The 11,802-nt window shown below is 65.1% G+C and carries 9 protein-coding genes; 2 read left to right on the top strand and 7 right to left on the bottom strand.

Going from position 1 to position 11,802, the window contains the following annotated elements; translation table 11 throughout:
* Positions 1-127 precede the first annotated feature (127 nt).
* The 4 genes from OC446_RS21435 to OC446_RS21420 form a co-directional block, all read right to left on the bottom strand.
* Positions 128-1,888 (bottom strand): histidine kinase famiy protein, encoded by a 1,761-nt coding sequence (locus tag OC446_RS21435; protein ID WP_262031046.1) that lies wholly within the window; start codon positions 1,886-1,888, stop codon positions 128-130.
* A gap of 102 nt (positions 1,889-1,990) precedes the next feature.
* Complete coding sequence (locus OC446_RS21430) at positions 1,991-4,930, bottom strand: PAS domain-containing protein (protein ID WP_262031045.1); 2,940 nt, start codon at positions 4,928-4,930, stop codon at positions 1,991-1,993.
* 336 nt (positions 4,931-5,266) lie between these two features.
* The gene (locus tag OC446_RS21425; RefSeq protein WP_262031044.1) at positions 5,267-6,310 is read right to left on the bottom strand and encodes a sensor histidine kinase; all 1,044 of its coding nucleotides are present in this window, start codon (positions 6,308-6,310) and stop codon (positions 5,267-5,269) included.
* Positions 6,294-7,811: an ATPase domain-containing protein gene (locus tag OC446_RS21420; RefSeq protein WP_262031043.1), complete on the bottom strand. Its 1,518-nt coding sequence runs from the start codon at positions 7,809-7,811 to the stop codon at positions 6,294-6,296. Before OC446_RS21420 ends, OC446_RS21425 begins: the two co-directional genes overlap by 17 nt.
* Positions 7,812-8,074: 263 nt before the next feature.
* Between OC446_RS21420 and OC446_RS21415 the strand changes: the two genes are divergently transcribed.
* A complete protein-coding gene (locus OC446_RS21415; protein WP_262031042.1) occupies positions 8,075-8,872 on the top strand; it encodes a Crp/Fnr family transcriptional regulator in 798 nt (265 codons plus the stop codon).
* 98 nt (positions 8,873-8,970) lie between these two features.
* Here OC446_RS21415 and OC446_RS21410 read toward each other — a convergent pair whose 3' ends face one another.
* The gene (locus OC446_RS21410) at positions 8,971-9,576 is read right to left on the bottom strand and encodes a hypothetical protein (RefSeq protein WP_262031041.1); all 606 of its coding nucleotides are present in this window, start codon (positions 9,574-9,576) and stop codon (positions 8,971-8,973) included.
* A gap of 189 nt (positions 9,577-9,765) precedes the next feature.
* Here OC446_RS21410 and OC446_RS21405 point away from each other — a divergent pair, with 189 nt between their 5' ends.
* Complete coding sequence (locus OC446_RS21405; RefSeq protein WP_262031040.1) at positions 9,766-9,987, top strand: hypothetical protein; 222 nt, start codon at positions 9,766-9,768, stop codon at positions 9,985-9,987.
* A gap of 101 nt (positions 9,988-10,088) precedes the next feature.
* Here the strand turns inward: OC446_RS21405 and OC446_RS21400 are convergent, their stop codons facing one another.
* Positions 10,089-11,108: a molybdopterin-binding protein gene (locus OC446_RS21400; RefSeq protein WP_262031039.1), complete on the bottom strand. Its 1,020-nt coding sequence runs from the start codon at positions 11,106-11,108 to the stop codon at positions 10,089-10,091.
* Entirely contained in the window at positions 11,105-11,797 is a 693-nt protein-coding gene (locus OC446_RS21395) for an XdhC family protein (protein WP_262031038.1), read from the bottom strand. The genes OC446_RS21400 and OC446_RS21395 overlap by 4 nt, the downstream gene beginning before the upstream one ends.
* Positions 11,798-11,802: the final 5 nt, after the last annotated feature.

Raw genomic sequence — 11,802 nt, 5'->3', positions numbered from 1 at the left:
CCCAAAAGCCGGCGGGGCTGCGGATATGTCCCCTCACAGCACACTTGTCAACTCCGAGCCGGAAAGAAACGACACCATACCGCCCGCCCCGCTCGGACGTCCGGCCGAGATCCAGGAGGATCTACGCTCAACCCTCGTGCCGTGGACCCCGAGATGAACCGACTTTCGGGAGCTGCCGGTCCCGGCCGCGATTGTTGAGGGCTGCCTTGACCCGGTCCGCCAATTCGGCGCGGCGATACGGCTTGCCGAGCACATCGGCTCCGACGGAGGTCCTTTCCTCCATCAGGAGTTCATCATTGTAGCCGGTCGTCAGCAGCACACCGATGCCGGGCGCCCGTTCGCGCACGACGTCGGCGAGCGCCAATCCGTTCATGCTGCCCGGCATCACGAGATCGGTAAACAGCAGGTCGATCTTGTCGCCTGCCTTGTCGAAGACGGCGAGCGCCTCGTCCGCGTCCCTGGCAACCAGGACGGCATATCCGAGGGCGCTCAGGTGTTCACGGGCGAGATCCAGCACATCGTTGCTGTCTTCGACCACGAGGATCGTCTCGGCCTGCCCCCTGGGCTCCGTGACGGACGGGACCGGATTGGGGAGACGGGAGGCTTCCATCTGAGCCTCCGCGGCCGGAAAGAGCATCCGGATCGTCGTGCCGGCCTTCCGCTCGCTTTCGATTTCCAGCCGGCCCAGGGATTGCTGCACGAAGCCATGGACCATCGCCAGGCCGAGGCCGGTCCCTCTCCCCTGCCCCTTGGTGGTGAAAAAGGGCTCCGTCGCCCGCTCCAGAACGTGCGGGGGCATGCCCTCGCCCTCGTCGCGGATCGTCAGCGCCACGTAATCGCCCGGAGGCAGATGATGGGCGGCGGCATTGCCGTTCAGGTGCATTTTGGACGTGCTGATCGTGACGGTGCCGCCCTTAGGCATGGCATCGCGGGCGTTGATCAACACGTTGAGCACCGCCATCTCCAGGTGCACCGGGTCGACGAGAGCCAGAGGCACGCGAGGACGCAGGTTGAGCTGCACCTCGATCTGCGGTCCGACCGAGTTCTCCAGCATCTCGCCGAATTCGACAATCAGGTTGTTCAGGTTCGTCGGCTTCGGTTCGAGGCGGGTCTTGCGGGCAAAGGCCAGGAGCTGCTTCGTCAGCTTGGAGCCGCGCTCGGCGGCCCGACTGGCATTCTCCAGCGGGCGACGCAGGGATTCGTCCTGGGTGCGCGAGAGCGCCAGCTCCAGGTTGCCGGAGACCACCTGCAGCAGATTGTTGAAGTCGTGCGCGAGGCCTGCCGTGAGCTGCCCGATGCTCTCCATCTTCTGCGCCTGACGGAAGGCGGCTTCCGAGGTCCGCCGTCGCGTCACGTCGAGCTGGGACGCGAAGAAGTAGAGAAGCTTGCCGTCCTTGTCGAAGACCGGGCCGACGAAGCAGGCGTTCCAGAAGGGTGTTCCGTCCCGCTTGTAGTTGAGGATCTCGACGGAGACGGCCCGCTGCTCGCGGACGGCGTCCCGCAGTTCGGACACGGCCTCCCTGTCCGTGAGGGCGCCCTGGAGGAAACGACAGTTGCGCCCGAGCACCTCCTCCTCCGTATACCCGGTCAGGTCCTGGAAGGCGCGGTTGGCGAAGGCGATGGGATTGTCCGGAAGGTTGGGATCCGTAAGGATCATCGGCATCCGGGTCATCTCGATGGCGGCGAAGAACACGTTGCTCCGGCCGTCGAGCCCCGGCTCGGTGATCCTCGCCTCCTGCCAGTGATGGATGCCGGGTCCACCCGTCGGGTTGTACGAAGCATGCTCGTGCTCGCCCGCGGCAGGCACGCCGACGCTCTGGCCACCGTCCTGGATATCGGGCTCGTCCTTCGATGCACCCTGTTCTGTGCCGTGCTGATCGTGACTCATAAAGACCTTGCGACCCGGCTCGACCTGGGTCTCGCCTCATGATTGTAAACATCCGGGGAATGGAGACCGGCACCAGCCGGCATGGCACCCGGACAAGAGCCATCATCGTGATGAATAGCGGCCTCCGGTAAGACGTCTCAGGATCCGCGACAGTTCCTCGGCCGCATAGGGCTTTTGCAGCAGCTCGAAACCATGCCGACCCTTCTCGGCCAGCACATGGCTGTAGCCCGAGGTCAGGACGACCGGCAGGTTCGGGTGGCGGCGCCGGATCTCCTGACCGAGTTCGATGCCGCTCATGCCCGGCATGACCACATCGGAGAACACGACATCGAAATCGTCGGCCCCCTGCAGGAGCGTGAGGGCCTCGGTCGCGTTGGCCGCCCAGGTCGTCTCGTAACCGAGGTCCTGGAGCACCTGCGTCGAAAAACGCCCCACCTCGAAATTGTCCTCCACCACGAGCACCCGGCGGCCGCGCCCCTCCTCGGGAGCCGAGCCCGACGGAATGTTGCGCGTCTCCCCGGCCGCGACGGTCTCGTCGATGCGCGGAAGATACAGGGTGAAGGTGGTGCCGCGGCCGACCTCGCTTTCGACTGCCACGTCGCCGCCCGACTGCTTGGCGAAGCCGTAGACCTGGGACAGACCCAGTCCCGTTCCCTTGCCGACTTCCTTGGTGGTGAAGAACGGCTCGAAGATCCGCACGAGTTCCTCCGGCGCGATGCCGGCGCCCGTATCCGTCAGCGAAACGGCCACGAACGATCCCGTCCCCCCTCGATGCCCCCGGATCGCCGGCACCCCCGATGCCTCGTCGACCCGCACCGTGAGCGTTCCCTCGCCGTTCATGGCGTCGCGCGCATTGACCACCATGTTGACCAAAGCGGTCTCGAACTGGCTCATGTCGGCTTCGATCAGGCAATGCTCGCTCGCCATCTCCACGACGATCCGGATGCGCGATCCGACGACCGTGCGCAGCATGTCGGTGATGGCGCGGATCCGGTCCGACGCATCGAACACCTCCGGCTTCAGGGCCTGCCGGCGGGCGAAGGCCAGGAGTTGGCCCGTCAGCCGGGCGGCCCGGTCGACCGTATCGGAAATCGCATCGACGTAGCGCCGCCGCCGCTCGTCCGGCAATCCGGGCTTGCGCAACAGGTCGGTGGACGATTTGATGATCGTGAGCAGGTTGTTGAAATCGTGCGCCACGCCGCCGGTGAGCTGGCCAACCGCCTCCAGCTTCTGAGATTGGCGCAAGGCGTCCTGGGCCTGGGCCAGGGCCACGGCGGCCTCCTTCTCGGCCGTGATATGGCGCCCATAGGCATACACCAGGTCGCCTTCGACGGAGGTATGCCAGGAGATCCAGCGGGGCGTACCGTCCTTGTGGCGGTAGCGGTTCTCGAAATTGGTCAGATCATGCGCGGCGGCCGCCTCGTCGAGCCCGTCCTGGGTCAGGGCGGCATCCTCGGGCCAGATGAATTCCAGGAAGCTGCGTCCGACCACCTCGTCCGGCGCATGGCCGAGAATCGTCGTCCAAGCAGGATTGACCGCCCGGAAGATACCGTCGGCGCCCACGATGACGAGAAGGTCGCGCGAATTGCGCCACACGCGGTCGTACTCGGCGCCGCGCTCCGCGACCTGCTGCTCCAGCGCTACGGCCAGCGCCTGCAGTTCCCGCTCGGCCTCCAGCCGCGCCACCGCGGTCCGTGTGCGCTCGGCGACCCCGCGCACGAGGGCGAGTTCGTCCTCCCGCCATTCGCGGGCCGTGGCATGGTTGAGAAACAGGAGCGCCACGAGGTTTCCGCGCTCCGTCACGGGCATGTTGATGAAGGCCTGTGCGCTGATGCCCTTCAGCATGTCCGCCGTGGCGGCCGTGCGCGGATCCCGGTCGGCATCGGCGATCACGGCGGTTTCGCCACGCTTGAGATCCTCGATGTAGGAGCCGTATTCACGAAAGTGCAGGACGCCGGCGATGCTCTGAATGCCCGGGGCATTCCAATCGCGGACGATCGTGATGGTCTCGGCGGCCTTGTCGACCGTGCCGTAGCCGGCCCGGCTCACCTCCAGGGTCCGGCCGAGGATCTCGGCCGCGGCGAACGAGAGTTCGTCGGGGTCGACAATGTCCCGGATGCGCTCTCCGAGTTCGACAAGCGCCCGGCGGTGGGTTTCGGCACGAACCCGATCCGTGACGTCATATCCCTCCACGAAAATGCCCGTCACGGCACCCGTGACATCCGTCAGCGGCTGGTAGACGAAATCGACGTAGCGTTCGTCGGCGGGCTCACCCGGCAATGACCGAACAGTGTACTTCGCGGCCGTGAGCCGCAGCGCTCTGCCGCTGCCATAGACCTCGTTCAGCAGATCGACATAGCCTTGCCCGACGACCTCCGGCAGCGCCTCGGCGATGGTCTTGCCGATGATATCGCGATGGCCGATGACCTGCATGTAGGCCGGATTGGCCAGACCGAACCGGTGTTCCGGCCCTTCCAGCAGCGCCACGAACCCTGGGGCCTGCTCGTACATCCGGGCCAGGCGCTCCCGTTCGGCCTGGATGCGGCGGCTGGCCAACACCTTGGCGGTCGTCTCCTGGGCGATGCAGAACATGCCTATAACCCGGTCGTCATCACCCCGGACCGGCGTGTAGGAGCAGCTGAACCAGCTCATGTTCAGGTCGCGGCCGGCGAGCGCAAACGGCATGTCCTCGAACCATTGCGCTTCGCCCGCGAGCACCGCTGCGTTGATGGGCTTCAGCGTCTCCCAAATCTCCGCCCACAGGATCGGCGCAGGCTGGCCCAGCCCGGCGGGATGCTTGGTGCCGAGGATGGGGATGTAGCCGTCGTTGTAGAGCGAGATCTGCTCGGCCCCCCAGGCGATATAGGCCGGCTGGCGGGCCTGAAGCATAAGGCTGACGACCGTCTTCAGCGCCTGCGGCCAGGATTCGGGAGATCCCAGGGGTGTAGCCGCCCAGTCATGCGACCGGATCAGCGCCCCCATCTCGCCGCCACCGGACAGAAAACCAGGGCTGGCGGGGAAAACAGGCTTAGTGTCCATCATCCGCGCGCCCGGGCCGAAGGCAGCGTGCCCGCCCTGGGCTGGTTCCGCCGCGCCGGTCCGCGGCGCATGTTCGTCTCTTTGGCATCCCAATGCCGGCCGGACGCAACCCGAGCGCAAATGGAAGGGTTCAGCTCCGCCGTGAGCGAGGCGTTGCGGGTCGGATCGAGGGCCATGCAGACAAGTCCAGTGAAAGGGTGCATCTAGTTGCCAAGCCTTGGCGATCAAGGGAATGCGAATGCGTCCCATAGGTCGGAGCCTGTCGGATTTTCTGCCGTGAGGCATAGGCGCGAGACGGTGATCGAGGCGGATCCTCGCTCCGAGACAGGGTCACAACACTCAATATTCCGGCACGAGGCGCTCTTCGACGAGGGGGATGTCCATGTGGCAGGACAAGCCCTCGCGGTCATAGGCTATATTGATCGTCGCATGGCATTGATGGGTCAGAACCCGATGCAGCAGCGTGGAGCCGAAGCCCTTGCGGCTCGGCTTCTCGACGGGCGGACCGCCGCGCTCCAGCCAATGGATGGTAAGCCGGCGCCCCGTTTCCAGATCCCGCACCGCCCAGGCCACCGTGATCTGCCCGCCCGGGACCGAGAGCGCCCCGTGTTTAGCCGCATTCGTCGTCAGCTCATGAACGGCCATCCCGACCGGCACGGCCAGATCGGCCGAAAGCTCCACGGGCGGTCCGTCGAGGGTGATCCGCCGCTGGGCGCCATCGTCGTAATGGGACAGCTCGTTCCGGAACATCTCGACCAATGGCGCCGTCTGCCAGTAATCCTCGGTCAGGAGGTTATGCGTGTTGGACAGGGACACAATCCGATCCGAGAACGAATTGTAGAACTCATCGACGGAGCGCGTGGAGCGGGCGGTAGCCCCGAGCAGGCCCTGCACCGTCGCAAGCGTATTCTTGACCCGGTGATGCAGCTCGCGGATCAGCAGGGCCTGGCGCTCATGCGTCCGCTGCCGCTCCTCGAGATGGGCTTCCACCTCCCTCTGCCGCTGGCGCGCCCGCAGGGCCGACCGGACGGCATTCACCAGGACGGTCGGATGGAAAGGACGTTCCAGCACCGTCACGTTCCCGAGCAGCTCGGTCAGGTGCTCGACCGGCGATCCACCGCGGTGGGTCAGCAGGATGAACGGGAAATCGGACCAGGGGGGCTGGCTTTCGACCCATGCGGCAAGCTCGCGCCGGTCGGCGCTCAGCAGCGCCTCCTCGGTGATGACCCCGCAGGCGGCCGCATCCAACCCCGCGACGAGGGTCTCAAGACTGGAATGGATCGTGGATTTGATTCCGACTTCGCCAAGAATGGCCGCTGCCACCGTACCGTCCCGCCCAAGCGGGGCAAGGATCAGCACGGATACCTCATCGGCCTTCGTCATTGACGGTCTCACGCTCCTCAAGAAGTGAGGCGCGACGGCCCTCGAATTTCGGTACGCCTGTCAACACGCCCCGGAACTGCTCCAGTGGCGGACCAACGCGCAAGCCCTGACCATCGATCCGGAACTCCCGGATCGTGTCCTCATGTGCGCCCGTGCGCCGCTTGACCACCGACAGGGCACGCCTGATCCGCCCCTCGGCCTCGAAGAAGCGCAGGAGCACCACGGCATCGCTCAGATAGGTCAGGTCAACCGGCGAGACCATGTGGCCGACCATTCCATGCTGCGCCAGGATCAGGATCGTCACCACGCCCTGCTGGTTCAGATAGGTGAGCAGCTCGTGCATCTGGAGCACGATGAAGGGCTGCTCCGGCATGGCATTGAGGTACCCGGTCAGGCTGTCGATCACAACGACCTTGGCGCCGCCCTGCTCCACCGCGTCCCGCACCCGGCCGGAAAACTCGCCGGGAGAGACATTGGCCGGATCGATCTGCTCGATGCGCAGCCGCCCTGCTTCCACATGGGGCTCCAAGTCGAAGCCGACGCCCTTCGCCCGTTGCATCAGGATGCCGGTCGTCTCGTCGAAGCTGGTCATCAGGCCCGGCTCGCCACGCTCCAGGGCGGCCCAGAGAAAGCCGAGCGCGAGCGTGGACTTGCCCACGCCCGACGGGCCAACGATCAGGGTGCTGGTCCCGCGGCTCAGGCCTCCGCCCAGAAGGGTGTCGAGTTCGTCGATATGACTCGGGATCGCTTCGAGGTCGAAAGGGGTGTGGTGATCGGATGCCACCAGGCGCGGGAAGATCCGCAGGCCGCCCCGCTCGATGACGAGATCATGATAGCCGCCCCGGAAGGCGGTGCCGCGCATCTTGGTGACGCTGACCCGGCGCCGTTCAGACCCATAGGCCGGAACGACCTGCTCGAGTCGGATGACCGCATGGCTGATCGAGTGGAGGTTGAGATCGTCCTGCTCGGAGGTGAGGTCGTCGAGCATCAGCACCGTGGCGTCGTTGAGCAGGAAATAGCTCTTTAGGGCCAGCACCTGGCGGCGGTAGCGCAGGGAACCCTGGGACAGGAGCCGGATCTCGGACAGGGAATCGAACACGACCCGGCTCGGCTTCACTCGCTCGATTTCCGCCAGCGCCATGCGCACCGTCTCGCCGAGTTCCAGATCAGAAGAGTAAACGAGGCTCTGCTGCTGTTGCGGATCGAGGCTCAGCTCGGGCGGCACCAGCTCGAAGATTTCGATGCCGTTCAGATCCCAGCCGTGCCGGGAGGCGACGGACAGGAGTTCCCGCTTGCTCTCGGACAGGGTGATATAGAGGCATCTCTCCCCCTGCTTCGCGCCCGCGAGGAGGAACTGCATCCCCAAGGTCGTCTTTCCGGAGCCGGGCCGCCCCTCGATCAGGTGAGCCCGGTTGGCGGCATACCCGCCGGCGAGAATATCGTCGAGGCCTGGAACCCCGGTCGGAACCGGGGCGGCATCGGATTGCGAGGTAAGCGTCATGGAAGTCTCAACGGGTCAAAGGTGTCGATCACGTCGGAGTCAACGCTCCAGCGCCCAAATTGCTCAACGGGGCTGATCTCTGGCTCATCGGCATGATGCGGCCCTCCGGGTGGGGCGCTTGTGTGTCCTTGTAGACAGGGCGCCCGGTTCTGTCTGTCCACATGTGAACATAACGCTTGGTTATGTTCACAGTTGAACGCAAGCTGATTTTGCGCGTTGGACCTGCCAAAGGATTGGAGGGAAGACACCCGATGCAGCCTGCCATGATCTCATCGCGCCTCAGGGACCGGATTGCCGGCAACAATCTCCTGAGCGCCCTCAGACCTGAAGACCTGGCCATCGTAGGGCCCTCGCTTCAGGAGTGGGACGGAGAGGCCGGATCGAAGCTCTATCAGCCTGGCGATGAGGTCAGGTTCGTTTACTTCCCCTGCGGGCCCAGTCTCGTCTCGTTCGTGGTCGAGCTCGAGGACGGCCTTACTGTGGAAACGGCCCTGATCGGGCGCGAGGGCGCGGTCGGCGGCATCGTGAGCCAGGGACGCCTTCCTGCCTTTGCCCGGTCTGAGATCCAATTCCCAGGTCCGTTCCTGCGCCTCTCGACGGCGGATCTCGAGGAATTCGAGGTTCGATCACCGAGCCTGCGGCAGCTCTTCGCCCGCTACGCGGATTGCATGCTCGCTCAGGTCTTCCAGTCGGTGGCGTGCAATGCGGTTCATACGATCGAGCAGCGCACGGTGAAATGGCTGCTGGCGGCGATCGACCGCACCGGCGACCACGACATTCCCCTGACCCAGGAGCAGCTGGCCAGCATGATGGGGGTTGGGCGGAGCTACGTCAGTCGGGTCATTCAATCCCTAAAGCGTCGACATCTTCTGGAGACGCGCAGGGGCGGAGTTCGAGTCCGCGATCTGGACAGCTTGAACGACCTCTCGTGCGGCTGCAACAATGCGCTGCGCCGCCACTTCGATCAGGTGCTGTCGGGAGTCTATCCCACCGTCGAGGAGAGTTCAGCCCAGAAGGCAGAGGCAGGAAGCCGGCGCCCCGGTTCCCGGATGAAGGCCTGACGGCTCCACCATCCGGCTGCATTGAGGGGTGAATAAGCGCTTCATCGGCAACGCGCGAGCCGCCCGGACAAGCCGGGCGCTCGCTTATTGGTGGCGTATTATCGCGAACGCGCGTCCTTGTGGCTCTTGGACCTGTTCACGCTTCCCGTGGTCGAGACATCATTCGTGTTGGAAGCGAGCATGCCGCTGGATTTCACGGCATCCGTATTCCACGCGACGTTTTCCGCCGGGAGCAGATGGGCCACGAGCTTGCGGGTCTCACGCGAGAGATGCTTGGCGGCCTGCGCCAGCGGCTTGAAGTCGGTCAGCTTGTGCGGCCCTCCGGGCCGGCCCGTAAACACCCGCAACCCATCCGGGAACATCACCATGTCGCCGGCACGCAAGGTGCTGTCCGCCAGAAGCGCCGGAACGGGATTGGCGATCTCGCCGACCGGCTTGGGTTCGACGGGCTTCCTGACCTCCGGCTGTTCGAGAACAACCGGCTTCGGCCGTGGCCGCGCCTTCTGGTAGGACCGTTCAGGCGAAGGATCGGCCTGATAGCCGAAGGGCTGAGCCGCCGGGGGCGGCGCAGCCGCGGGCTGGGTGAGCGCTTGGAGGAATGCGAAGATCCCTTCAGCATGGGCGGGTACGCTTCCAACCACGACCGGGATCATCAGAGCCAGAGCCAAAACGCTTGCAGGCTTTGCATGTGTTGAAAATGGCATTCTGAGCCTCTGCATCCCCGTCTCCTCCGATGATGGATGCAACGTGGCTAAGCTCCTCACGTTCCTGTGATTTCGACACTAATCCAAAATAAACATATGTTAGCGAAATATTCGGAGACAGCCGGAACGCTTGTCCGCAAAAGGTGTTGAATTCCCGGCTTTTGAGCGTGGTCAGCCAAGGGGACGACAATGGACTTTGGTGCGGACGAGGACTGGCCCGAGGGCCATATCATCGTTATGCCTCATGCATGGCGCGGCGACGATCTCTGGAGCGACATTCAAGCCGAGGCTCAGGAGAGGATCGGCACGACCTTGTGCGAGATGTACGCCGAATTTCTCCACCAGCCGCTTCCTCCCAGTTTGGAGCAGGCGATCCTCTCGCTCGAGGCAAAAGTCCCATCGCGCCACTGATCGATCGTTGCCGATATCGGCCCGATATCCGGTTGACCCGTCACAAGAACTTCAGGCGCCGGCTCCGAACGCGATGCGGATGATTCCGGCTGCCGCTCCGCTCATTCCTCATCGGCGCTTTCCCCTCCCGCTCGCGGCTGAGGCCGGGAGACGATCTCCATGAGAAGCCCCCCGACTCCGAGGGACATGATGTCCGCCCGGGTCACCGGCACATCGGCCAGAAGGCGATGCAAGATCCAGTCGAAGCCATTCTCCTTTGGGGATCGGGCGCAGCCGGGCGCGCCGATGACGGGCTTGCCGGCGATGGAGCCCACAAGAAGCAGGTTTCCCGGATCGACCGGCATGCCGAAATGCTCCACCCGCCCGCCGGCCCTCTCGATGGCCGAGGGGATGACGTCGCGGCGGTCGGCGATGGCCGAGGCTCCGAAGACGACAATGAGCTCCGCGTCGCTCCGTGCCAGTCGAGCCAATTCCTCGGCCAGGGGAGCGGCTTCGTGCGGCACGCGACAATCCTGCGTGATCCGCGCCTGAGCGGGCTCCATCCGCCTTCCGAGCACGGCCAGGGTCTTGTCGACGACGCTCGGCTTGAGGCCAGGAAGGAGCGTCGACACGACCCCGATCGTACGCCGTCTGTAGGGCGCTATGCGCAGCGCGCCTTTGCCGGCTCGCGTGATGCCTTTCTGCAGCAGGACCTCGGGAATGGCATAGGGAATGATCTTGACCGTGCCGACCATCTCTCCCGCGACGACGGGCTTATAGGCCGGCAGGGTGGCGGCCGTCATGGCCTCGTCGATGGCGTTGAGGCCGTGGATGGCATCGACGTCGATGACGAGCACGCCTGCGGCTTCGGCATGGAGATTGGAGCGTCCCGTGAAAGGGGCTTCGACGACGACGTTCGCTCCCGCTAGGACATGCGCCAACCGGAAGGCTGCCTCGTCTTCGGCGATGTCGCCGGGTTCGAAGCGGGCCGCGATGAGGGTCGCGACCCCGGCCTGCTTCAGCCGGTCGGCGATCTCGGATGTGACGAGGGTGCCCTTCTTCACGACCGTTTCGCCGGCCCTGACGCTGTGAGCCGCCAGAGCCCCGACGGCTTCCTCGACCGGAACCTGTCCGAACTTCACGTCGAGCGCCTCCGCTCCTTGCGCAGGCTCGCGACGATTTCGGCCATGATGGAGAGCGCGATCTCGGCGGGCGACACGGCCCCGATATCGAGGCCGATGGGCGCATGGATCCGCGCGATATCCGCCTCGGTGAACCCGGACTCGGTCAGGCGCTGAACGCGGCGTTCGTGGGTTTTGCGGGAGCCGAGCGCACCGATGTAGAAGCTGTCCGACCGCAGGGCGGCCGTGAGCGCGGGATCGTCGATCTTCGGATCATGGGTGAGCGCGACGAGTGCCGTGTACCGGTCGATTCCGAGGTCCGGCAACACCACGTCGGGCCATTCGGCTACGACGGGAACATCCGGAAAGCGTTCGGGCGTCGCGAAGGCGGTGCGCGGATCGACGATGGTGACGTCGAGGTCGAGCCCCTTGGCCATGGGGGCGAGGGCCTGGCTGATATGGACCGCCCCGATGACGATCACCTTCACCGGCGGCGCCTGCACGGTCAGAAAATATCGGCGGCCATCCCGTTCGACGAAACCGCTCTTGCCCTGGCGCAGGCCCCCCTGAAGTTCCTGAGCCAGGGGGTCGCTCCCGACCTCCATCTCCAAGACGAGACGCTGCTCGCCCGACTCGACATCGGTCACGAGGATGGCGGCGCGGCGGGCGGCGCGCTCCGCGTTCAGACGGGACAGGAGATCCAGGCGCATGCTCT

Source organism: Microvirga sp. Mcv34 (assembly GCF_024519725.1).
GTDB lineage: Bacteria > Pseudomonadota > Alphaproteobacteria > Rhizobiales > Beijerinckiaceae > Microvirga.
The sequence above is the reverse complement of the archived record's forward strand: the minus strand, read 5'-3'. Positions and strand labels throughout refer to the sequence as shown.

What these genes read in the sequence shown, in the direction of transcription:
- OC446_RS21435 (WP_262031046.1), bottom strand. Translation starts at nt 1,888, where the DNA reads ATGAGTCACGATCAGCACGGCACAGAACAGGGTGCATCGAAGGACGAG.
- OC446_RS21430 (WP_262031045.1), bottom strand. Translation starts at nt 4,930, where the DNA reads ATGATGGACACTAAGCCTGTTTTCCCCGCCAGCCCTGGTTTTCTGTCC.
- OC446_RS21425 (WP_262031044.1), bottom strand. Translation starts at nt 6,310, where the DNA reads ATGACGAAGGCCGATGAGGTATCCGTGCTGATCCTTGCCCCGCTTGGG.
- OC446_RS21420 (WP_262031043.1), bottom strand. Translation starts at nt 7,811, where the DNA reads ATGACGCTTACCTCGCAATCCGATGCCGCCCCGGTTCCGACCGGGGTT.
- OC446_RS21415 (WP_262031042.1), top strand. Translation starts at nt 8,075, where the DNA reads ATGATCTCATCGCGCCTCAGGGACCGGATTGCCGGCAACAATCTCCTG.
- OC446_RS21410 (WP_262031041.1), bottom strand. Translation starts at nt 9,576, where the DNA reads ATGCCATTTTCAACACATGCAAAGCCTGCAAGCGTTTTGGCTCTGGCT.
- OC446_RS21405 (WP_262031040.1), top strand. Translation starts at nt 9,766, where the DNA reads ATGGACTTTGGTGCGGACGAGGACTGGCCCGAGGGCCATATCATCGTT.
- OC446_RS21395 (WP_262031038.1), bottom strand. Translation starts at nt 11,797, where the DNA reads ATGCGCCTGGATCTCCTGTCCCGTCTGAACGCGGAGCGCGCCGCCCGC.